This window comes from Vibrio sp. S457-15, assembly GCF_000960545.1.
In the GTDB taxonomy this organism is placed as follows: Bacteria; Pseudomonadota; Gammaproteobacteria; order Enterobacterales; family Vibrionaceae; genus Vibrio; species Vibrio parahaemolyticus.
Genome location: NZ_JYOQ01000028.1, coordinates 194,360 through 217,706 on the forward strand (window position 1 = coordinate 194,360; position 23,347 = coordinate 217,706).

Genomic DNA, 23,347 nt, shown 5'->3' on the forward strand with positions numbered 1-23,347 from the left:
AGAGGCTAAATACAATGAGTAAAGAAATTTTAGCGGTAGCAGAAGCGGTATCGAACGAAAAAGCGGTACCTCGTGAGCGTATCTTTGAAGCTCTTGAGATTGCTCTAGCAACTTCTACAAAGAAAAAGTACGAAATCGAAATCGACGTTCGTGTTGCTATTGACCGTAAAACTGGTGAGTTTGTAACTTACCGTCGTTGGTTGGTTGTTGACCAAGTAGAAAGCCCAACGAAAGAGATCTCTCTAGAAGCTGCTCAATATGAAGATGATTCAGTTGAGCTAGGCGATTACGTAGAAGATGAAATCGAATCAGTAACGTTTGACCGTATTACGACTCAAACGGCTAAGCAAGTTATTGTACAAAAAGTTCGTGAAGCTGAACGTGCACAAATCGTTGAGCAGTTTATCGACAACGAAGGTGATCTAATCACTGGTGTTGTTAAGAAGGTAAACCGCGACACAATCGTTCTTGACTTAGGTAACAACGCAGAAGCGGTAATCCTACGTGATGACCAACTTCCTCGTGAAAACTTCCGTCCAGGTGACCGTGTACGTGGTCTTCTGTACAAAGTTGCTCCAGAAGCGCGTGGTTTCCAATTGTTTATCACTCGTTCTAAGCCTGAAATGCTTGAAGAACTATTCCGTGTAGAAGTTCCTGAGATCGCTGAAGAAATCATCGAACTGAAAGGCGCTGCTCGTGATCCTGGTTCTCGCGCTAAGATCGCAGTGAAAACAAATGACAAACGTATTGATCCTGTTGGTGCGTGTGTTGGTATGCGTGGCGCACGTGTACAAGCTGTTTCTGGTGAGCTTGGTGGTGAGCGTATCGATATCGTGCTTTGGGATGATAACCCAGCGCAATTCGTTATCAACGCAATGGCTCCAGCAGACGTAGCTTCTATCATCGTGGATGAAGATGCACACTCAATGGACATCGCAGTTGAAGCCGACAACCTAGCACAGGCTATCGGTCGTAACGGTCAGAACGTACGTTTAGCATCTCAGCTAACGGGTTGGGAACTGAACGTAATGACAGTTGCAGATCTTCAGAAGAAACACGCTGAAGAATCACAAGCGTCTATCGAAAACTTCATGAAGTACCTAGACATCGAAGAAGACTTTGCTCAGCTGCTTGTTGAAGAAGGCTTCTCTACTCTAGAAGAAATCGCATACGTTCCAGTTAACGAGCTTCTAGAAATCGACGGCCTAAACGAAGAGCTTGTAGAAGAGCTACGTGGTCGTGCGAAAGACGCGCTAACAACAATTGCATTAGCACAAGAAGAATCTTTTGAAGGTCTAGAACCTGCAGACGATCTACTAGGTCTTGAAGGTCTAGAGCGCGAAATGGCATTCAAACTGGCAGCTAAAGGTGTAGCGACACTGGAAGATCTAGCTGACCAAGGCATTGACGATTTAGAAGGTATCGAAGGCCTGACCGAAGAACGTGCAGGCGAGCTAATTATGGCCGCACGTAACATCTGTTGGTTCGGCGAAGAAGCATAATTTCGGCAAGGAGGAAAGCGGCATGACACAATTAACAGTTAAAGCACTGAGTGATGAGATTGGTACGCCAGTCGACCGCTTGATTGAACAACTTGCTGACGCTGGCATGAAAAAGGCGAGCTCTGACAATGTAACTGATGAAGAGAAGCAAAAGCTTCTCTCTCATCTAAAGAAAGAACACGGTGATAAATCTGGTGATGCAGAGCCGACTCGCCTAACGCTTCAGCGTAAAACTCGTAGTACACTTAGTGTGAATGCGGGTGGTGGTAAGAGTAAGAATGTTCAGGTTGAGGTGCGCAAAAAACGTACATATGTGAAGCGTAGCACAATTGAAGATGAAGCTAAGCGTGAAGCAGAAGAAGTAGCAAAACGTGAAGCAGAAGAAGCAGCAAAACGCGTAGCAGAGGAAACTGCTAAGCGTGAAGCTGAAGAGGCTGCAAAACGTGAAGCTGAAGATGCTGTAAAACGTGAAGCGGAAGAAAAAGCGAAACGCGAAGCTGAAGAAAAAGCGAAGCGCGACGCAGATACGAATGCACAACGTAATGCTGAAGAAAAAGCAAAACGTGATGCTGAAGAGAAAATTAAGCAAGAAGCAGCGCGAAAAGAGGCCGACGAGCTTAAACGTCGTCAGGAAGAAGAAGCTAAGCGTAAGGCTGAAGAGGAAAGTCAGCGCAAGCTTGAGGAAGCTCGCGAATTGGCTGAAAAGAATAAAGAGCGTTGGTCTGCTGCAGAAGAGAAAAAGGGTGATATGGAAGATACAGATTACCATGTAACGACTTCACAATACGCACGTGAAGCCGAAGATGAAGCAGATCGCAAAGAAGAAGCCGGTCGTCGTAATAAGAAGAAGAAAAAACCTTCGACTAAAGACGAGCAGGCACGCAATAGCGGTCGTAGCCAACGTGGCGGTAAAGGCGGCCGTAAAGGTAAGCTAGCTAAACCAACATCAATGCAGCACGGCTTTGATAAGTCGGCGACTGTTGCTAAGCAAGATGTTGTGATTGGCGAAACAATTGTTCTTTCAGAACTTGCTAACAAGATGTCGGTTAAAGCGACAGAAGTTATCAAAGTGATGATGAAGATGGGCGCTATGGCGACTATCAACCAAGTGATCGACCAAGAAACAGCACAGCTTGTTGCTGAAGAAATGGGTCACAAAGTTGTTCTTCGTAAAGAGAACGAACTGGAAGAAGCAGTACTATCTGACCGCGACACTAATGCTGAATCAGTACCTCGTGCTCCAGTTGTAACGATCATGGGTCACGTTGACCACGGTAAAACGTCAACACTTGACTACATCCGTCGTACACACGTTGCTTCAGGCGAAGCGGGTGGTATTACACAGCACATCGGTGCTTACCACGTTGAAACTGAAAACGGTATGATCACGTTCCTTGATACTCCTGGACACGCGGCGTTTACTGCTATGCGTGCTCGTGGTGCTCAAGCGACAGATATCGTTGTTCTTGTAGTTGCAGCAGATGATGGCGTAATGCCACAAACAGTAGAAGCGATCCAGCACGCGAAAGCGGCAGGCGTTCCTTTGATTGTTGCTGTGAACAAGATCGATAAAGAAGATGCGAACCCAGACAACGTTAAGAATGAGCTAGCTCAATACGACGTAATCCCTGAAGAATGGGGCGGTGAGAACATGTTCGTTCACATCTCTGCAAAACAGGGTACAAACATTGATGGTCTGCTAGAAGCAATCCTTCTTCAATCTGAAGTTCTAGAACTTACAGCTGTGAAAGAAGGTATGGCGTCTGGTGTGGTAGTTGAATCTCGTCTTGATAAAGGTCGTGGTCCAGTTGCTACAGTACTAGTTCAATCTGGTACGCTACATAAAGGCGACATCGTACTTTGTGGTCAAGAGTACGGCCGTGTTCGTGCAATGCGCGACGAACTAGGTCAAGAAATCACAGAAGCAGGTCCATCTATTCCTGTAGAGATCCTTGGTCTTTCAGGTGTGCCAGCTTCAGGTGACGAAGCTACTGTAGTACGTGATGAACGTAAAGCGCGTGAAGTTGCTAACTACCGTGCTGGTAAGTTCCGTGAAGTGAAACTTGCTCGTCAGCAGAAATCTAAACTAGAGAACATGTTCTCTAACATGACTGCTGGTGAAGTTGCAGAGCTTAACGTTGTTCTTAAAGCTGACGTTCAAGGTTCTGTAGAAGCTATCGCAGACTCACTACTGAAACTATCGACTGACGAAGTGAAAGTGAACATCGTTGGTTCTGGTGTTGGTGGTATTACTGAGACTGACGTAGTACTAGCAGAAGCTTCAAACGCAATCATTCTTGGCTTTAACGTACGTGCTGATGCATCTGCTCGTCGTGCAGTTGAAGCCGCAGCAGTTGACCTACGTTACTACTCAATCATTTACCAATTGATTGACGAAGTGAAACAGGCAATGGGCGGTATGCTTGCTCCAGAATTCAAGCAAGAGATCATTGGTCTTGCTGAAGTTCGTGACGTGTTTAAGTCACCGAAACTGGGCGCAATCGCTGGCTGTATGGTTACTGAAGGTCTAATTAAGCGCAACAACCCTATCCGTGTTCTACGTGATAACGTTGTTATTTACGAAGGTGAACTAGAGTCACTACGTCGCTTTAAAGATGACGTTCAAGAAGTTAAGAATGGCTACGAATGTGGTATCGGCGTTAAGAACTACAATGACGTTCGCGTTGGTGACCAAATCGAAGTATTCGAAATCGTTGAAATTCAACGTACTCTAGACTAATTGACTAAAATTACTCATATTATCTTTGATAGATAAGTAGTAATTGGTTGTTGAATACACCATGGGGGGCTGGCTTTGACCAACCCCCCATTCTTTCTATATAAGAGAAAAGATATGTCAAAAGAATTTAGCCGCACGCAGCGTGTTGCACAGCAGCTGCAAAAAGAATTAGCAATGATCCTTCAACGTGAAGTTCGTGATTCACGTTTGGGTATGGTTACCATTTCCGATGTGGAAGTCTCTCGTGACCTTGCTTACGCAAAAGTGTTCGTGACTTTCCTGTGTGTAGGTGAGCAAACACCAGAATCATGCCTAGCGGCACTACGTGAGCATGAAGTTCACATTCGCATGATGCTTGGTAAGCGTATTCGTCTGCGTCTAACTCCAGAAATCCGCTTCTACTACGACAACACGCTCGTAGAAGGTATGCGTATGTCTAACCTAGTAACCGAAGTGGTTAACTCAGACAAGCAGAAGCAAAAGAACTCTGGCCGTGAGGACGAAGAATAATGGCTCGTCGTCGTAAAGGTCGTCCAATTAATGGTGTTATCTTGTTGGATAAACCAACAGGTATCTCTTCCAATGATGCACTGCAAAAAGTAAAGCGAATCTACTTTGCTGAGAAAGCGGGTCACACTGGTGCGTTGGACCCTCTAGCGACGGGTATGTTGCCGATCTGTTTAGGTGAAGCAACCAAGTTTTCTCAGTTCCTACTGGATTCAGACAAACGCTATCGCGTGATCGCGAAACTTGGCGAACGTACTAACACTTCAGACTCTGATGGTGAAGTGGTAGAAACGCGTCCAGTAGATGTGACTCTCGAGAAACTAGAAGCGAGTATTGAGAAGTTCCGTGGCGAATCTGACCAAGTGCCTTCGATGTTTTCTGCTTTGAAATACCAGGGCAAACCTCTGTACGAGTACGCTCGTAAAGGTATCGAAGTTCCACGTGAGTCTCGTAAAATTACGGTATACGAAATCATTCTTCACCGTTTTGAAGGTGATGAAGTTGAGATGGAGGTGCACTGTTCAAAAGGCACTTACATTCGTACTATCGTCGATGATTTGGGCGAAATGCTCGGTTGTGGTGCTCACGTAACTATGCTGCGCCGTACAGCTGTAGCCAAGTACCCTTACGAGAAAATGGTGACTCTTGAGCAGCTTAATGAGCTGCTTGAGCAAGCTCATCGTGAAGAAATCGCTCCTCGAGAGTTGCTCGATCCACTGCTTATGCCAATGGACACTGCAGTTGAAGACTTACCAGAAGTAAACCTAATTCCTGAATTAGCAGATATGGTTCAGCATGGCCAACCGGTTCAAGTATTAGGTGCACCAGAGCAGGGGTCTCTACGCCTGACTATGGGCGAAGAGCGTTTGTTTATCGGTGTTGGTGAAATGAACGATGATGGTAAGATCGCACCAAAACGTTTAGTCGTTTTCCGCGACGAAGAGTAATCTCTATCTCACTTGAAAAATACCGGCATTTAGGCCGGTATTTTTATATTGCGCCTATAAGCAAACTTCCTTATAATTCGCGCTTCTCGTGTCGGCTGAATCAGAGATTGGCTGGCACAAACATTAACTTACTCTTATTAGGAGAGAATTATGTCTCTGAATGCAGAAACTAAAGCAGCAATCGTTGCAGAATACGCACAATCTGAAGGCGACACTGGTTCACCAGAAGTTCAAGTAGCTCTACTTACAGCTTCTATCAACCACCTACAAGGTCACTTCAAAGCTCACAAAGGCGATCACCACAGCCGTCGTGGTCTTCTACGTATGGTTTCTCGCCGTCGTAAGCTTCTAGATTACCTAAAAGGTAAAGATCTAGCTCGCTACCAAGACCTAATCAAGCGTCTAGGCCTACGTCGCTAATAAGCGACTGCATAGCAGTTTGTCAAAAAAGGGGCTTTATGCCCCTTTTTTGTTGCCCCTTATTTATTTTTGACTGCATAGCTTAGCCAAATCATCCTTAAGCGGTTATAATACTGGCGGCTTAATCTTTTGATACCGTTCTAGATGAGTGATTAGTCGCTGTTTAGTCAGGTATATTAGATTTTTATTAAACTCATAGCATTACAGTCAACCTCGTCGACCAAAAGGTCGCGGCTATTAAAAAGAAATTTACGTAAGTTTCTTTTCACTAGTCGCGATTCGTAATGCCTTGAGTGTTTATTAACACACCTAAGCGGCTATTTATCGGTGCGCTTAGAAACAAGGAATAACAATGTTCGAAAAACCAGTTGTTAAAACGTTCCAGTACGGTAACCACACGGTTACTCTAGAAACTGGCGTTATCGCACGTCAAGCTACAGCAGCAGTTATGGTTACAATGGACGATACAGCAGTATTCGTTTCAGTTGTTGGTAAAAAAGAAGCAGTAGCGGGTCAAGATTTCTTCCCACTAACTGTAAACTACCAAGAGCGTACTTACGCTGCAGGTAAAATCCCAGGTGGCTTCTTCAAACGTGAAGGTCGTCCATCTGAGGGCGAAACGCTAACAGCTCGTCTAATCGACCGTCCAATCCGTCCACTATTCCCGGACGCGTTCAAAAATGAAGTGCAAGTTATTGCAACGGTTGTATCTGTAAACCCAGACGTTCAACCAGATATCCCAACAATGATTGGTACATCTGCGGCTCTTGCTATCTCTGGTATTCCATTCAATGGTCCTATCGGTGCAGCACGTGTTGGTCACATCGATGGTCAGCTAGTTCTTAACCCTAGCCAAACTGAGCTAAACGCATCGCGTCTAGATCTAGTGGTTGCAGGTACAGAGTCTGCGGTACTAATGGTTGAGTCAGAAGCTGACAACCTAACTGAAGAAGAAATGCTAGCAGCAGTTGTGTTCGGTCACGATCAACAACAAGTTGTAATCAATGCTATCAACGAGTTCAAAGCTGAAGTTGCTACTCCAGCTTGGGATTGGGTTGCTCCAGAAGAAAATACAGCACTTAAGACTAAGATTGCTGAACTTGCTGAAGCTAAGCTTGTTGAGGCTTACCAAATCACTGAGAAAATGGCTCGTTACGACCGCATCCATGAGATTGCAGCAGAAGTAAACGAAGCACTGCTTGCTCAAGATCCTGAAGCGGATACTAAAGAAATCCACACAATCTTCCACGATCTAGAGAAGACTGTTGTACGTCGTAGCATCATCGCGGGTAACCCTCGTATCGATGGTCGTGAGAAAGACATGGTTCGTGCGCTAGACGTACGCACTGGTGTTCTTCCACGTACACACGGCTCTGCGCTATTCACTCGTGGTGAAACTCAGGCTCTAGTGACAGCTACTCTAGGTACTCAACGTGATGCACAAATCATCGATGAGCTAACTGGTGAGCGTAAAGATCACTTCCTACTACACTACAACTTCCCTCCATACTGTGTGGGTGAGACTGGTTTCGTAGGTTCTCCTAAGCGTCGTGAAATCGGCCACGGTAAACTGGCTAAGCGTGGTATTGCAGCTGTAATGCCATCTGTTGACGAGTTCCCATACACAGTTCGCGTTGTATCAGAAATCACGGAATCTAACGGTTCATCTTCAATGGCGTCTGTATGTGGTACATCTCTAGCACTTATGGATGCTGGTGTGCCAATCAAAGCATCTGTTGCGGGTATCGCGATGGGTCTTGTGAAAGAAGGCGATGACTTTGTTGTTCTTTCTGACATCCTTGGCGACGAAGACCACCTAGGTGACATGGACTTTAAAGTAGCAGGTACTAGCACTGGTGTTACTGCACTTCAAATGGACATCAAGATCGAAGGTATCACTAAAGAGATCATGCAAATTGCGCTTAACCAAGCACAAGGCGCACGTAAGCACATCCTATCTGTAATGGATGAAGCGCTTGCTGGTGCTCGTGACGATATCTCTGAGTTCGCTCCGCGTATCCACACAATGAAGATCAGCGCAGAGAAGATCAAAGATGTTATCGGTAAAGGTGGTGCAGTTATCCGTGCTCTAACTGAAGAGACTGGTACAACTATCGAAATCGAAGACGACGGTACAATCAAGATTGCAGCAACTGAAGGTGCAGCAGCGAAAGAAGCTATCCGCCGTATCGAAGAGATCACTGCTGAAGTTGAAGTAGGCCGTATCTACACTGGTAAAGTGGCTCGTCTAGCTGACTTTGGTGCGTTTGTAACGGTTCTACCAGGTAAAGATGGTCTAGTACACATTTCTCAAATCGCTGAAAAACGCGTTGAGAAAGTGTCTGACTACCTAACTGAAGGTCAAGAAGTTCAAGTTAAAGTTCTTGAAATCGACCGTCAAGGCCGTGTACGTCTAAGCATGAAAGAAGCGGTAGAGAAGCCTGCTGAAGAAGCAGCGGCAGAAGCACCAGCAGCGAAAGAAGAGTAATCTGAAACTCGCCTTTCGGTCTTTTATTAGCTTAAGAGCCTGAAAGCATGCTATAAAGGGGAGCATTTTCGCTCCCTTTTTTTTGGCCTGTTTCGAGGAGTTTGACCTCAAATGAGGTTATTTATCCTATAGTGCATTAAGGAAACAGACCCAAGGCGGTCCAAACAGGAGTATCAATTAGTGAAATGGTTTCAAACCGCAAGTTTATGTGTTGCTATCGCGCTGACCGGTTGTGCAAATACTTCTCAGCATTCAGCTCTGAAGTGGCTTTACCCACCAATGGCTGTGCCTTTACAACCGAGCGTTCAACAAGAAGTTCAAATTGCGCGTTTATCACAACTACTGCAGCGCCCTGATCTCAGCGATGAAGTGCGTGCCAAAATGCACTATGAACGTGGTAATTACTACGACAGTGTTGGCTTGCGTGACCTTGCTCGTTTGGATTTCAACCAATCATTGCAGTTGAACCCAGCTCAGCCAGATATATTTAATCTTCTCGGCGTTTACTTTACTCAGGTTGGAGAGTTTGATGCGGCATACGAAGCATTTGATTCAACACTCGAACTTGCACCAGATAACTCTTACGCAGAGCGCAATCGGGCGATAGCGCTATACTACGGCGGTCGTATTGATTTGTCCTTAGAAGATATGACCAAGCATTATCAAGAGATGCCAAGCGATCCATTTCGCGCATTGTGGTTATACATCATTGAAGCGGATCAAAACCCTGAGCAAGCAAAAGCAAACCTTCAGCAGCGTTACCAACAAGATCGCAGTGAAGAATGGGGTTGGGTGTTAGTCGCTCTTATGCTGCGCGATGTTTCTGATGAAGCGGCTCTTGCTGCGATTATGGATGGGACGCGAGAAAACTATCGCCTTGCTCAGCGATTGACGGAAACCTATTTTTATCTCGGTAAACGTCATCAATTGGAAGGTGACATCGCCAGCGCGATTTCGTTGTATAAGCTCGCCATTTCGTTGAATGTGTACGAGTATGTTGAGCATCGTTACTCTTTCTTGGAGTTAGCACAAATTTATGACCAACTTCAGCAAGATAGGTTGGCCAAGCTAAAAGCCGCCGAGCAACAAGAACAGCAATAATGATAAAGCCGCTTCCATAAGCGGCTTTTTTACGCTTGATGATTGAGATAACTCGCTTTAGAATAGTTAGCCTTGCTAACTAATTGGTGAATCTTTATGGCTTTAGAAGAGAGTTTGATCGATTTGGAGCGTTTTTGCGCCAAAGCTTGGCGTGTTTACGCTAAAGAAGATCCATTGTCTCATCTTAGCTTTAACGAATTTGATTACTTACGCGTAATTCAGGTGTTTCCTGAAGGCGTTCGTATTACTGATCTTGCTGACGAGTTACAGGTAACCAAACCTTCTGCCTCCAATATGGTGGTGCGTTTAGAAAAGAAAGGGTTAGTGAAGCGTATTGCTTGCAATGAAGATGCTCGCGCAAAGCGTGTCTTATTGACGGAAGAGGTCGCTGAAAAAATGTCTTTAGAACAAATTGTTTATAAGGATATTTCGGATCAAATGATGCTAAAGCTAAACGAACAAGAAGCCAAACAATTGCAGTCGCTACTCAATAAAGCGCTTGGAAATTAATTCAAAAATTCATTTATTTAACTATTTAGTTAGCTTTGCTAACTATTGGTGAGAATCATGCAAAACTCCATTTATAAACAGTTTTGGAAATATACCATTCCAACTGTCGCAGCCATGTTGGTCAATGGGCTGTACCAAGTCGTCGACGGTATTTTTATTGGCCGTTACGTCGGCGCTGACGGATTGGCGGGCATCAATGTCGCTTGGCCAGTGATTGGTAGCATTCTGGGAATAGGGATGATGGTTGGTGTGGGAACGGGAGCCCTGACTTCCATCAAGCAAGGAGAGCAAGATCAACAAGGTGCGAAACGGGTCTTAACCACAGGCTTGCTATTTTTGTTGGCCCTGATGCCTATTGCCGCAACGATTCTATTTTTCTTTGCTGATGACTTTATTCGTTGGCAAGGCGCTCAGGGGCGAGTGTACGAGTTGGGCTTGCAATATCTCCAGATACTAATCGTCGCGTGTATTTTTTCACTTGGCTCTATTGCGGTTCCATTCTTGCTACGTAACGACAACAGCCCTAACTTAGCTACAATTTTGATGGTGATAGGTGCAATCATCAATATTGTGTTGGACTATGTTTTCATTGCTTGGATGAACTGGGAGCTAACAGGAGCGGCTATTGCGACCGCATTGGCACAGATGGTTGTCACCGTGCTAGGTGTGGGCTACTTCTTCTCTTCTAAAGCGAAGTTACGTCTAACATTTAGAGAGTTGAAAGTGCAATTGGATGCTATTCCTAAAATTGTGCTTATCGGGACATCCAGCTTTTTTATGTACGCTTATGGATCTACGATGGTAGCTCTGCACAACGCATTATTCGCACAATACGGCAGCCCGCTTTTGATCGGCGCTTACGCCATTTTAGGCTATATCGTGACGGTCTATTATCTCGTGGCGGAAGGCATTGCCAATGGTATGCAGCCTTTGGTGAGCTACAACCATGGCGCACGAAATCAAGATAACATTCGTAAGTTGCTACAAATTGCCATGGGGACATCGGTTTTAGGTGGTGTTGTGTTCGTGGTATTGATGAACCTTTTCCCGTACCAGCTCGTATCCGTCTTTAATGAAGCGGATCAGCAGCTTATCGAAAGTGCTGTGGTGGGAATTCGTCTCCACATGTTCGCACTGTTTCTGGATGGTTTCTTAGTGGTAGCAGGGGCTTACTATCAATCGGTCAACAAAGGCAGTAAGGCGATGTTTGTGACGGTAGGTAATATGCTTATTCAACTGCCGTTCTTGTTCATCATGCCAAAACTGTTGGGTGTGACAGGCATTTGGATTGCATTCCCGCTATCCAACATTGCGTTAAGTCTGGTTGTGATGAGTATGCTTTGGCGTGATATCAAAAAGTTGATGGTGGATAGGCCAGTAGAACCGAGCATCCAAGCGTCTTAAGTTGGTAGCAGAAAAGCGAGGCTAGTGCCTCGCTTTTTACTTTGTCGGAAGAGTTAAATGTTCTTCACTTCTAAGCCAGCCAATTGATGCCAGTAACCGTTGCATTGGCGGCTTGATAGTTTGTCTGGGTTTGAGCCTTGCTCGTTAGAACGGAAGCGATCCAATTCTGAGAAGGTACTTACGCCTAATGGACTCAAGCGAACGACATCAACGAGTCCTTGCATGCTTGGCAGATCGTTGATCAGGTTGTAACAGTAGCCCGATTGCGTTTGGATGCCATTCAAGTTGAAGACTTCTTGCCCCTCTTGGCTGCTTACTTGGATACCGGTTGGGTATTTGATGCAGCAAGTTTCGCAATCATCCTTCGCTTTATTTTCTGCACGCGCCGTGAAGCAGCGAGCCGAGTAGGCTAATGGCAAATAGCCGTGGCTAAAGACTTCGACTTCGAATTTGTTACGAATCCCTAAGTCTTCACATTGTGTCAGAGTATCGCTTAGCCATTCACGAGATAGCTCAACCGGCATACACCAACGAGTCATCCCTTGTTTTAAAAACAGGTTCAGGGTGTATGCGTTGTAAGTGTTAATTGCTGGGCCAACGACAAATGGGACTTTGTGTTCAGACGCCAGTTGAACTGCGGACACGTCATTTGCTTCAATCGCAAAGTCACCATTATCGATATACTTCTTCATGATATTGACTTCGCTTGGTGCTTCCAACAATGCCATGGTGGAAAGCACCACTTGCTTACCGGATGCCGATAGGTCTTTGGCAATATCGAACCAATGAGCAGGTTTCATCTCGCGACGTTTTGAACAAACGGTTTCACCCAAGTAGATAATGTCTGCCGAGCTTTCTTTTGCTTGTAAGTAAAATGCTTCGATATCTTGTTTTGGCCAAAAGTACAGCAGTGGGCCAAGTGCGTATTTCATTGAATTTTCCATCTTAACCTCTACTGCCATTTACGGTGGTATGCACCCAGCGTGGTTTGCGTACCTTCAGAAACGTTAGCCAGTGCGGCATCCCAAGCTGCTTCGACTTGGTAAGCTTCTGGGTTTGCTTGGTAACGATCAATTGCTGCGCGCCAAGTGCGAGTAACTTGCTCTACATAGGCAGGGCTGCGTTGACGGCCTTCAATTTTTACCGACGCTACGTTTGCTGCAAACAGTTCAGGAAGCATAGAGAGAGTATTTAAACTGGTTGGTTCTTCCAGCGCGTGGTAACGTTTTTTCTCGCCTTCAATTTCAGCTTCAAAGCGGCCTTTACAAAGCGTTGGATAGCCTGCGTTTTCACCCGCGCAGTAACGGTCGATCAAAATGTTGTTTAATCGAGACTCCAAGCCTTGTTCAGTTTCTTGCCAGCGCACGTATTTCGCTGGAGAGCAGGCTCCGACCGTATTTGGTGATTCACCCGTCATGTAAGACGACAAGTAACAACGACCTTCAGACATGATGCACAGACTGCCAAACGCAAATACTTCCAGCTCGACATCACTGGTGATGTTACGCGACAGTTGTTTCACCTGATGAATGGACAACACGCGAGGCAATACCACACGTTTAACGTTGAAGTTTTGCTTGTAGAAATCAATCGCAGCTACGTTGGTAGCAGAAGCTTGCACGGAAAGGTGCAGCTCAAGCTCAGGGTATTTGCGAGCAGCGTACTCAAGAACAGCAATGTCAGCGACAATCAGTGCATCTACGCCCAATGCCGCTGCGTTATCGACGGCGTTCGTCCAGCGTTCAAAACCGTTTGGATGAGCAAAGGTATTGAGTGCAACGTGGATCTTTTTGTTGTGGTCATGCACATATTGCACGGCCTTTTCTAGTTTTTTACCGTTAAAGTTAAGACCAGCAAAGTGACGCGCGTTGGTATCGTCTTTGAAGCCGATGTACACGGCATCTGCACCGCAATCAATCGCGGTTTTTAGCGCAGGCAGGTTACCCGCAGGACACAAGAGTTCCATATGCTCACAATCATAGAGAAGGAAAAGGTGCCCGCATTTTATGAAGAATTATGAATAGCTAATTTGACCTAAGTTAGGTTTAGCTCAATAAACTCAATATTTACCCCTTGAGAGTAGGGGTAAAGGTTTGATTTGACGAAGTAGGGGGATCAGTTTTTGTGGCGGCGGTTTTGCACAAACAACTCTTCGATTTCATGTTTTGGCTGAGGTCGGTAGAAATGAAAACCTTGAATCGAGTTACATTGAAGGTTGGAAAGCAAAGTAGCTTGCTGATGCGTTTCTACGCCTTCTGCAACGACCGTTAGTTCCAAAGATTTGCCCAAGTTGATGATGTTCTCGATGACGGTCACCTGTTTTGGCAGGGCGTCAATGTCATTAATGAATGCTCGGTCGATTTTTAGTTCATCAATCGGGAAACGAGCTAAATACGACAGTGACGAATACCCAGTTCCAAAGTCGTCGATCGATAAAGCAAAGCCCAGCTTTTTAATCGCATTCAGCATTTGCAGCGTATGTTCGCTGTCACTCATCACCGCGCTTTCCGTTAGCTCAAACGTGATGCAACTTGGATCAAGTTCGGTTGTGCGCAGCAGCTTCTCCATAAAGTCGATCAACTGAGGGTTGCCAAACTGTTCTGGAGACAAGTTGATCGCGACGCGACCCGGCAAAATGCCTTGTTGTTTCCAGCGTTTTACGGTGTTGAATACATCACGCATCACCACGCGACCCAGATGCTCAATCAAACCTGCTCGTTCCGCCACAGGAATAAATGATCCTGGGCTAATGTAGCCCTCAACCGGATGTTTCCAACGTACTAAAGCCTCTGCGCCATTGATACTGAAATCGCGGGCGTTCACTTTGGGTTGATACCAAACTTCAAGACCATTTTGCTGCAGGGCTTTTTGCAGTTCGATTTCGAGCCACAAACGCATACGCGCTTCTTTGTTCATTTGGTCATTGAATTTGATCAGACGGTTTCGTCCGCGATCTTTGGCTTCGTACATCGCGGTATCGGCGTTTTGTAGCAAGATACGAGCATCCTGCCCATCTTCCGGATAGCGGACGCTACCAATTGAGCAGGCAAGACGTTTACTGAAATGGTGCAGATCAAAAGGTTGGTTTATCAAAGAAATAATGCGATCTGATAACACTTCTGCCATGCGCGAGTTTTCTGGCTCAGGAAGGATGATGCCGAACTCATCACCGCCAAGATGGCCGATGATCGCTTGGTTTGGCAGCAGTCGTTTTAAACGCGCAGAAACTTCTTGGATGACTTTGTCACCAATGTGATGACCCAGCGAGTCATTAATGTTCTTAAAGTTATCGATATCGAGGTAAAACACCAATAGCGGTGTTTGGCTTTTGATCAGTTGCTCTAGGCGCTTGGTGAAACCAAATCGGTTATACAGTTTGGTTAAAGAGTCGATATGAGAATCTTCACTGGAGGCTGACGACAGGTGTTTTGGTGTGTCATCCGCATCTTGGATAAGAATAATTTGAGATTCACTGCCTAGAATTGCCGTCGAGTCCGCATGCAATTGGACTTTGCGCTCAAATCCGCAACGCGCGCTAGTCAGGCAAACAAACGGTTTGTCCGAAATAAGCGTGCTGAGTCGGTGACTGAAAACTTTTTTGGTGTTTTCGTCGATGAACAAGCGAGAGAGCTCTTCACCGAGCAGCTCGTGAGGGGAGTTAAGCCCAAGCAGACGAGCCGAGGCAGGGTTTGCTGAGATGATGATGTCATCTTCAATCAGCAGCAGGCCATCGGGCAATAGTTGGGTCAGCTTGGCAAATTTGTTTTCGGCTTCTTCCAGAGAGCGGACAAGAATTTGCTTTTCGGAGGTGTCGACGGCGTGAAACACTACGAAACGTACCTCGTTACCTTCATACACTGGTGACAAACTAAAGTGAAGGCTGGTCTCTAAATCGGTTTCATCTAAGGTAATTTCAGCTTCGACATGCACGCCTTTGAATGCGCGTTGGTAGTAAGGTGCCAGCTTCTTATAAAACTGCTCACCTAGCACCTGGCAATCGTTTAACCCGATGATTTCTTCATGATTTAAGCCTGCAATATCGCAATAGCGGTCACTCACCATTCGATAATTGTGTTTTTTATCAAGAATGGCAAAAAAGAAAGGGCTATTTGAGGTTAGCGTGGCAAACCAATGTTGTAATTGCTGGGAAGGCATTAGGGTATTACCGATCTCCAATGAGCCAGATTAATTCGTCCGTGTAATCAAAAGCGCTACCCTGGCGAACATGCCGCCGTGCTTCTCAAGCCTGCATAGTGAGTCATTTTTAAGTGGTTGACTCGGCTTTATTCTGTGACTTGATATCACGAGGATACGCTCGGATAACTATAACTTTGAAAATACGGTTATTAAAGCGTTTATCAAGCTGTTCGCATCAATAATACACGTAAGGTCAAAAAACGACACGTTAGTGGACAATAAACCACCAACTGAAAACAAACAGTTTATTGATACATAACAGGTATCGCGGTGGTGCGATTGCGTAATATGAGCGACCTAATGACAAAGTAACGGATAATGAACGTGTTAAACAAGATTCGCAGTCAACTAGTAAAGAACGCAGCCAACATTTTGCGTTCTCCAGTCCAGTTATTACCACAAACAGTTCAACAAAAAGCCTTGCTTGAAGGGCTGAAAATGGTATTCAAAGAAGCGTTAGAAGATGGCGACTTTGAATTCCTTGAAGACAAGTGGTTAAAAGTTGCGATTAAAGACTTGAACTTAGCATGGTACATCAGCTATCAAGATGAAAAATTAGTCGTCGCTGAAAAACCAGTTCAGGAAGATGTGAGTTTTAGTGGTAATCTAAACGACCTAGTACTGATTGCTGGTCGTAAAGAAGACCCTGATACACTGTTCTTCCAACGTCGCCTTTCAATTGAAGGTGACACTGAGCTTGGCTTAGAAGTGAAAAACTTGATGGACAGTGTCGACTTAGAGCAGTTACCAAAAGCAATGCAAGTAGCGTTGAACCAACTGGCTGACTTTGTCCAAAAAGGGGTTCAAGAGCCTGCACAACAACCCGGAGTAGCGAATGCTTATTCGAACTGAAGCCCCTGCGGACATTCTGACCATTGACCGCCTATTGAAACATGCGTTTCCAACCGATGCAGAAGCCAACTTGGTGATGCGTTTACGTGAAAACGGCAAGCTGACCTTGTCGCTGGTGGCGTGTACGGATGAAGGTGAGGTAATTGGCCATGCTTTATTTAGCCCAGTTACATTAAATGGTGAAGATTTGTCGTGGCAAGGGCTTGCACCATTGGCTGTTCATGAGGACTATCGCCGTCAAGGCATTGGAGCTGAACTCATTAAAGAAGGTTTCGAATCTCTGCGTGATTTCGGTTATCCAGTCTGTGTCGTGTTGGGTGAACCTAACTACTATGCACGACAAGGTTTCGAAGCTGGTGAAGAGATGGGCTTTGAATGCGCTTGGGAAGTGCCTGAAGGTGCGTTTCGAGTAGCTGAACTCGTCGAGGGCCAATGTGCAGGACGTTCTGGACGCATTGATTACGCGCCTGAGTTCTCAGAGCTTTAAATGCTGAAACAGCCCGCTGAAATAGCGGGCTGTTTGCTTTTCATCAGTCAATCGACAAGCATGACGTTTATTGAGCGTTTTTGGTTCTTTTTTTGCCCCAGATTTCGACTTTTGCTTTTTTGCTGACACCCAACACGTCGAGCTTCATGTTTCCCCAACTGCTGTATTTCATTTCAAGGTGCTTAAGTTTCGCGTCCTCCGCTCCTGGTAGTGTCCAAGCTCGCGTTGACATTCCGTTGGTGAGCGTGCCCATTGATGTGAGTTTTTTCTCGCTGCCGTCGGTCATGGTGACTTTGATGTCTTTTAAATCGACGGTGCCTTGAATGCACTTTATTTTGATTTTACTGAAGTTACGGTTTTTGAGCAGACTATTTGGCGTAACGGTGTCTGTCTCCGTTTGGAAGTTGACGGTCTTGGTTGCGATCAGCTCCCAGTCATCATTATTGCTGCTCGCAAATGTGGAAAAACTGATGGTCGCTACCATCATCACAGTAAAGAGTGATTGGAAAAGCTTCATAACACCTCTGACTTTTTGATAGGATTGCCTCGTTCAAACAGGTGACGAAAAATGTCAATTAACGAGAAACAGTATTTACACGAAATGGGAATCACCTCGTGGGAGTTGATTCACCCAGAAAGGTTGGCAGGCTATCAACCGCCAACTATAGATTTGCCAAGTTCTTGCAAACTTCTGCTGGTCTCATCCATCTGTCCTACGAATGAGACAGCGATACTGTTCGAGAAGATACTTAAAAGTATGAAGTTAACGCTTGAACAAGCCATGCATATCGAGCCTGAGCGCCTTGCAATGCTTGGTGAACATCAGTTGGAGTGGGTATGGTTTGCAGGCTGTGAAAGTAACAGCATGGAAAATGCTAAGCAGCTAACCTCGCCGTTATTGCAAGACATTGATGGCAACAATGAACAAAAACGCGCACTTTGGCAGCAAATTTGTTCTTACTCGTAACGTTTGTAAAAGATCGAATACCAAGCTCTATTGTGGCGCGGTATTTCGACCTAATAGGTTAAATCATGACGATTGAAATTCTCCCAATGTGCAGTGAGCATGTGGAGCAAGTTTGGCAAATTGAACAGCAAGCGCATTCTCACCCATGGGCAGAGTCGTTAGTGCGCGATTTGTCGAGTCGCGGTGCGTGCCATCACGTGATGGTCGAAGACGGCTCGGTAGTTGGCTACTTTTATGCACAAAATATTGTGGGTGAAGTGACGTTACTCAATATTGCGGTTGCCCCTGCGCTACAAGGAAAAGGCTACGGTCAAAAGTTATTGGATGCCTTTCTGAATCACTGTGAGCAAGCCAAAGCAGACAGCGCGTGGCTAGAAGTAAGAGAAAGTAACCATCCTGCGATTCATATTTATGAGCAAGCTGGTTTTAACGAAGTGGATCGTCGTTATGATTATTATCCAGCCAAAACAGGCAATGGAAAAGAAGACGCGATCATCATGAGTTATCTCTTCTTTAACTAGACGTACTACTCGGGAAGTTGCCCCTAAAGCAATAATAGGCGAGAATACCGCGCAAAATTGAATCTACAAAAAGCGTGTTTGCTTTTCAGCAGGCATTCAGACATCAAAGAAGACCAGTTTCATGTCAAATACACCTTTTCTAAGCGAAGTTTCTAAACGTAGAACGTTCGCTATTATTTCTCACCCGGATGCGGGTAAAACAACCATTACCGAAAAAGTCCTTTTATTCGGAAACGCGATCCAAAAAGCAGGTACTGTAAAAGGTCGTGGTAATGCACAGCACGCAAAATCTGACTGGATGGAAATGGAAAAGGAACGTGGTATCTCGGTAACCACTTCTGTGATGCAGTTCCCGTACAACGATTGCCTAGTAAACCTGCTTGATACTCCAGGGCACGAAGACTTCTCAGAAGATACTTACCGTACTCTAACGGCAGTTGACTCGTGTTTGATGGTTATCGATGCGGCGAAAGGTGTCGAGGATCGTACTCGTAAGCTAATGGAAGTAACACGTCTGCGTGATACGCCAATCGTAACTTTCATGAACAAACTTGACCGTGATGTTCGTGATCCAATGGAAGTATTGGACGAAGTAGAAAACGAACTGGGTATGATGTGTGCACCGATCACTTGGCCAATTGGCTGTGGTAAAGAATTTAAAGGTGTTTACCACATTCACCGTGACGAAACGATCCTTTATGAATCTGGCCACGGTCATGAAATTCAAGAAGTTCGCATCATCAAAGGTCTGGATAACCCTGAGCTTGATGAAAAAGTTGGTGAAAGCCTAGCGGCAAGCGTTCGTGAAGAGCTTGAGCTTGTAATGGGTGCATGTCCTGAGTTTGATAAAGAACTGTTCCTAACGGGTGAACTGACACCGGTTTATTTCGGCACTGCACTGGGTAACTTTGGTGTTGACCATATGCTAGACGGTCTGACTGAATGGGCGCCAGCGCCGAAAACGCGTCAAGCGGTTGAGCGTGATGTTGAAGCGACAGAAGACAAGTTCTCTGGCTTCGTATTCAAGATCCAAGCAAACATGGACCCTAAACACCGTGACCGTATCGCATTCATGCGCATCGTATCGGGTACTTACACTCAAGGTATGAAGATGAACCACGTTCGTCTAGGCAAACAAGTAAGTATCTCTGATGCGGTAACCTTCATGGCTGGTGACCGTTCACGAGCAGAACACGCTTACGCGGGTGACATCATTGGTCTGCATAACCACGGCACTATCCAAATTGGTGATACTTTCACGCAAGGTGAGTCACTGAAGTTCTCTGGTATTCCAAACTTTGCGCCTGAATTGTTCCGTCGTATTCGTTTGAAAGATCCATTGAAGCAGAAGCAGCTACTAAAAGGCTTGGTTCAGCTTTCTGAAGAAGGTGCGGTACAGGTATTCCGTCCACTGCAAAACAACGATCTGATCGTTGGTGCGGTAGGTGTGCTTCAGTTTGACGTGGTTGTGGCTCGCTTGAAGTCAGAATACAACGTTGAAGCAATCTACGAAGGCGTTAACGTAGCGACAGCTCGTTGGGTTGAGTGTGGCGATGCGAAGAAACTGGATGAGTTCCAGCGTAAGAACCAAGCGAACTTAGCATTGGATGGTGGTGACAACCTAACGTACATTGCCCCAACTATGGTTAACTTGAACCTTGCAAAAGAACGCTTCCCAGACGTTGAATTCCGTGCGACTCGCGAGCACTAATCAACCGCCGCGTTAAAGCAACTAGATTTTAAAACGCCCTTGGCTATAGACTTAGTCAAGGGCGTTTTTATATAAGGAAGAAAAATGAACTGGTTCAAACGTGGGTTAAAGCGTTACGACGATTGGTGCAAACAAATGGGATTAACGCCCGATCAAAAACGCAGCTGCGTCCCATATCGAAAAGATCCTGCCCATCAAAACGAAGAGAAGGGCGAAGCTCTGTCTTTTTCTGACTCTCCGTCTGCTGGCGTCGATAAAAAGTCTCAAGATGAAGTTCTTTGATACGCACTGCCACTTTGATTTTGATGTGTTTCAAGATGACTTTGCGCATCAACTTGAGCTTGCTAAAACGCAAGGCGTCGCAAGAATTCTGATTCCTTCCGTCGGCCCGCAAAATTGGGCTCGTATTCAAACGTTGGCAGAGCAACACGCCAATTTGTATTACGCGCTCGGTTTTCATCCGTATTTTCTAGAAGATAACGTTGAGCAGCACCTTTCAGAACTAGAACGCTATCTCAACCAAAAATCGCCACAGTGTGTGGCAATTGGAGAGTGCGGACTAGACTTTGCAGTTAACGTAGATCCTGAGCTACAAGAAAGGGCGCTTGAAACTCAATTTGAGCTGGCAAGGCGTTTCAATCTTCCTGTCATTTTGCACAGCCGGAAAGCACACAATCGACTCATTCAAATGGTCAAAGCGGCGAAGTTACCTCGTGGTGGCGTTTTGCACGCGTTTGCTGGTAGTTATCAGCAGGGGATGGAGTGGGTCAGATTAGGTTTTTTCATCGGTGTTGGTGGAACCATTACCTATCCGAGAGCCCATAAAACTCGCGACGCGATTCAAAGATTACCACTCGAAAATCTAGTTATAGAAACAGATGCTCCAGATATGCCTATACTTGGTTATCAAGGGGAGCCGAATCACCCTGCCAAACTCATTCATGTATTCAATGAGCTCGCAGAGTTGCATAGTGTGCGAAAGCAATCGATTGCCACTCAGCTGTGGGAAAATAGCAATTTTGCTTTCTCTATCTGTGAATAAAATCTAAAGATGTAGTCTGAAATAGAAAACGTTTCCCTTCTTATTGTGAGATAACTCACAAAGGTGGGTGAATCAATGATGAATCTTATAAGAAAGTGTGAGGGTGGCATTACTTTAATTGATTCTGCGTGAGTATAATTGCCCCCGCTTTATAGCTCCATTTTGTAACACGCCAATAAATAACTTATAAGGAAGTCATAAACTATGAGCCTGTTTATGAGCCTAGTCGGTATGGTAGTGCTTCTTGCTATTGCATTTGCATTTTCTAATAACCGTAAAGCTATCAATCTAAGAACTGTGGGTGGCGCATTCGCTATCCAATTCGCATTAGGTGCATTCGTACTTTATGTACCTTGGGGCCGTGATCTACTGAACGGTTTCTCTACTGGTGTTTCTAACGTTATCAACTACGGTAACAATGGTTCATCGTTCCTATTCGGTGGTCTTGTTTCTGACAAGATGTTCGAAGTATTCGGCGGCGGCGGTTTCATCTTCGCTTTCCGTGTTCTTCCTACACTGATCTTCTTCTCAGCACTGATTTCAGTTCTTTACTACGTTGGCGTAATGCAGTGGGTTATCAAGATTCTTGGTGGTGCACTTCAAAAAGCGCTTGGTACTTCTCGTGCGGAATCAATGTCAGCAGCAGCTAACATCTTCGTAGGTCAAACTGAAGCACCTCTAGTAGTTCGTCCATTCGTTCCAAAAATGACTCAATCTGAGCTATTCGCGGTAATGTGTGGTGGTCTAGCTTCTGTAGCTGGTGGTGTACTAGCAGGTTACGCATCTATGGGTGTTCCTCTAGAGTACCTAGTAGCAGCATCATTCATGGCGGCACCAGGTGGTCTACTGTTCGCTAAGATTCTTCACCCAGAGACTGATCAGCCTCACGAAGATATCGAAGAAGCAATGGACGGTGGCGACGACAAACCAGCTAACGTAATCGACGCAGCAGCGGGCGGTGCGGCTTCTGGTCTACAACTTGCGCTAAACGTAGGTGCAATGCTAATCGCATTCGTTGGTCTGATTGCTCTAGTTAACGGTATGCTAGGTGGCATCGGTGGTTGGTTCGGCATGCCTGAGCTAACTCTAGAACTAATCCTAGGTTACGCATTCTCTCCACTAGCATTCCTAATCGGTGTTCCATGGAACGAAGCAGTTGTTGCTGGTTCATTCATCGGTCAGAAACTAGTTATCAACGAATTCGTTGCTTACTTGAACTTCACACCTTACCTAGGTGACAGCGCTCAAGTAGTAGCAGCAACTGGTGAAGTAATGTCTGAGAAGACAACAGCTATCATCTCATTCGCACTATGTGGCTTCGCGAACCTTTCTTCTATCGCGATCCTACTTGGTGGTCTAGGTAGCCTTGCACCAAACCGTCGTTCAGATATCGCTCGCATGGGTATCAAAGCAGTTCTTGCAGGTACGTTGTCTAACCTTATGGCAGCGACAATTGCAGGCTTCTGCCTAAGCCTTGCAGCATTTTAATTAGAATCGGTTCTTAATATATAGACGCCGTTTTAAACCATGCCCTGTAGCAAGAGATTGCTGCGGGGCATTTTTCGTTTTTCAGGACCAAAATTTTTACGCTGAGTAAACCCAAGGCATTGGTTTACGCAGCGAATGGAATAGCGGCTTGGAAATTTTGAGATACAAACCGTTTGCGCTCTATTTGGTGCTACAGTTTTGCGGTGAATATCTATAATGTAGTAATCACGAGATCATGGTTACGATAACCACTTAATCATAGAGTGAATATTACATACTCGATGGGCAAATGAATTGCCCTGCAATATCAGATCTAATAGGCGTTTCGCTGTGTGATGTGATATTAAAGACACCGCAATCATAGATTGTTGTGCCATAGGCCAAACTGGTACTGTGCGGTGACAAGGATAGCAATTGGCATATGAATTTTTCGCTGTATATGCCGAGTCTTCAGGGAACCAAG

At 45.4% G+C, this 23,347-nt stretch carries 21 protein-coding genes; 17 read left to right on the top strand and 4 right to left on the bottom strand.

Features of this window, described 5'->3' with window-relative positions; translation table 11 throughout:
* The first annotated feature begins 14 nt into the window (after window positions 1–14).
* The 9 genes from nusA (at window position 15) to vmrA (ending at window position 11,619) form a co-directional block, all read left to right on the top strand.
* Window positions 15–1,502, top strand: a complete 1,488-nt coding sequence (gene nusA, locus UF05_RS03740) for a transcription termination factor NusA (protein WP_005456069.1) — start codon at window positions 15–17, stop codon at window positions 1,500–1,502.
* Between the two features lie 22 nt (window positions 1,503–1,524).
* Entirely contained in the window at window positions 1,525–4,242 is a 2,718-nt protein-coding gene (gene infB / locus UF05_RS03745) for a translation initiation factor IF-2 (RefSeq protein WP_005481598.1), read from the top strand.
* Between the two features lie 114 nt (window positions 4,243–4,356).
* On the top strand, window positions 4,357–4,752 hold the full coding sequence (gene rbfA / locus UF05_RS03750) for a 30S ribosome-binding factor RbfA (protein WP_005456060.1): 396 nt from the start codon (window positions 4,357–4,359) through the stop codon (window positions 4,750–4,752).
* A complete protein-coding gene (gene truB / locus UF05_RS03755) occupies window positions 4,752–5,696 on the top strand; it encodes a tRNA pseudouridine(55) synthase TruB (protein ID WP_020841233.1) in 945 nt (314 codons plus the stop codon). The genes rbfA and truB overlap by 1 nt, the downstream gene beginning before the upstream one ends.
* A 150-nt stretch (window positions 5,697–5,846) precedes the next feature.
* A complete protein-coding gene (rpsO, locus tag UF05_RS03760) occupies window positions 5,847–6,116 on the top strand; it encodes a 30S ribosomal protein S15 (RefSeq protein ID WP_005456110.1) in 270 nt (89 codons plus the stop codon).
* A gap of 352 nt (window positions 6,117–6,468) precedes the next feature.
* Entirely contained in the window at window positions 6,469–8,604 is a 2,136-nt protein-coding gene (gene pnp, locus UF05_RS03765) for a polyribonucleotide nucleotidyltransferase (protein WP_005456067.1), read from the top strand.
* 180 nt (window positions 8,605–8,784) lie between these two features.
* Window positions 8,785–9,705, top strand: coding sequence for a lipoprotein NlpI (nlpI, locus tag UF05_RS03770; RefSeq protein WP_025441385.1), 921 nt, complete (start codon window positions 8,785–8,787; stop codon window positions 9,703–9,705).
* Window positions 9,706–9,801: 96 nt separating this feature from the next.
* Window positions 9,802–10,215, top strand: coding sequence for a MarR family winged helix-turn-helix transcriptional regulator (locus UF05_RS03775; RefSeq protein ID WP_024702430.1), 414 nt, complete (start codon window positions 9,802–9,804; stop codon window positions 10,213–10,215).
* 57 nt (window positions 10,216–10,272) lie between these two features.
* Window positions 10,273–11,619, top strand: coding sequence for a sodium-coupled multidrug efflux MATE transporter VmrA (gene vmrA / locus UF05_RS03780; RefSeq protein WP_045545325.1), 1,347 nt, complete (start codon window positions 10,273–10,275; stop codon window positions 11,617–11,619).
* A gap of 53 nt (window positions 11,620–11,672) precedes the next feature.
* On the opposite strand, the gene UF05_RS03785 is transcribed toward vmrA, so the two are convergent.
* The 3 genes from UF05_RS03785 to UF05_RS03795 all read right to left on the bottom strand — a co-directional run bounded on the left by UF05_RS03785 (window position 11,673) and on the right by UF05_RS03795 (window position 15,774).
* Window positions 11,673–12,551 (bottom strand): U32 family peptidase, encoded by an 879-nt coding sequence (locus UF05_RS03785; RefSeq protein ID WP_029855165.1) that lies wholly within the window; start codon window positions 12,549–12,551, stop codon window positions 11,673–11,675.
* Window positions 12,552–12,571: 20 nt separating this feature from the next.
* The gene (gene ubiU, locus UF05_RS03790) at window positions 12,572–13,585 is read right to left on the bottom strand and encodes a ubiquinone anaerobic biosynthesis protein UbiU (RefSeq protein ID WP_005456088.1); all 1,014 of its coding nucleotides are present in this window, start codon (window positions 13,583–13,585) and stop codon (window positions 12,572–12,574) included.
* 149 nt (window positions 13,586–13,734) lie between these two features.
* Window positions 13,735–15,774: a sensor domain-containing protein gene (locus UF05_RS03795; protein ID WP_015297221.1), complete on the bottom strand. Its 2,040-nt coding sequence runs from the start codon at window positions 15,772–15,774 to the stop codon at window positions 13,735–13,737.
* A gap of 366 nt (window positions 15,775–16,140) precedes the next feature.
* Here UF05_RS03795 and ubiT point away from each other — a divergent pair, with 366 nt between their 5' ends.
* Window positions 16,141–16,668, top strand: a complete 528-nt coding sequence (gene ubiT / locus UF05_RS03800) for a ubiquinone anaerobic biosynthesis accessory factor UbiT (protein WP_005490392.1) — start codon at window positions 16,141–16,143, stop codon at window positions 16,666–16,668.
* Entirely contained in the window at window positions 16,652–17,155 is a 504-nt protein-coding gene (locus UF05_RS03805) for a GNAT family N-acetyltransferase (protein ID WP_025508524.1), read from the top strand. Before ubiT ends, UF05_RS03805 begins: the two co-directional genes overlap by 17 nt.
* A 67-nt stretch (window positions 17,156–17,222) precedes the next feature.
* Here UF05_RS03805 and UF05_RS03810 read toward each other — a convergent pair whose 3' ends face one another.
* Window positions 17,223–17,672: a hypothetical protein gene (locus UF05_RS03810; protein WP_005456073.1), complete on the bottom strand. Its 450-nt coding sequence runs from the start codon at window positions 17,670–17,672 to the stop codon at window positions 17,223–17,225.
* A gap of 51 nt (window positions 17,673–17,723) precedes the next feature.
* Between UF05_RS03810 and UF05_RS03815 the strand changes: the two genes are divergently transcribed.
* The 6 genes from UF05_RS03815 to UF05_RS03840 all read left to right on the top strand — a co-directional run bounded on the left by UF05_RS03815 (window position 17,724) and on the right by UF05_RS03840 (window position 22,884).
* Window positions 17,724–18,122 carry a DNA polymerase III subunit psi gene (locus UF05_RS03815; protein ID WP_045545324.1) on the top strand — a complete coding sequence of 133 codons (399 nt, stop codon included), beginning with the start codon at window positions 17,724–17,726 and terminating at the stop codon, window positions 18,120–18,122.
* Window positions 18,123–18,187: 65 nt separating this feature from the next.
* Window positions 18,188–18,643 carry a ribosomal protein S18-alanine N-acetyltransferase gene (gene rimI / locus UF05_RS03820; protein WP_005494078.1) on the top strand — a complete coding sequence of 152 codons (456 nt, stop codon included), beginning with the start codon at window positions 18,188–18,190 and terminating at the stop codon, window positions 18,641–18,643.
* 121 nt (window positions 18,644–18,764) lie between these two features.
* A complete protein-coding gene (prfC, locus tag UF05_RS03825) occupies window positions 18,765–20,354 on the top strand; it encodes a peptide chain release factor 3 (RefSeq protein WP_005456063.1) in 1,590 nt (529 codons plus the stop codon).
* An 84-nt stretch (window positions 20,355–20,438) separates the two neighbouring features.
* Window positions 20,439–20,636 (top strand): DUF5363 family protein, encoded by a 198-nt coding sequence (locus UF05_RS26260; protein WP_005456108.1) that lies wholly within the window; start codon window positions 20,439–20,441, stop codon window positions 20,634–20,636.
* Window positions 20,623–21,396, top strand: coding sequence for a TatD family hydrolase (locus UF05_RS03835; protein WP_029803204.1), 774 nt, complete (start codon window positions 20,623–20,625; stop codon window positions 21,394–21,396). Before UF05_RS26260 ends, UF05_RS03835 begins: the two co-directional genes overlap by 14 nt.
* Before the next feature lie 204 nt (window positions 21,397–21,600).
* Entirely contained in the window at window positions 21,601–22,884 is a 1,284-nt protein-coding gene (locus UF05_RS03840; protein WP_005456066.1) for a NupC/NupG family nucleoside CNT transporter, read from the top strand.
* Window positions 22,885–23,347 lie beyond the last annotated feature (463 nt).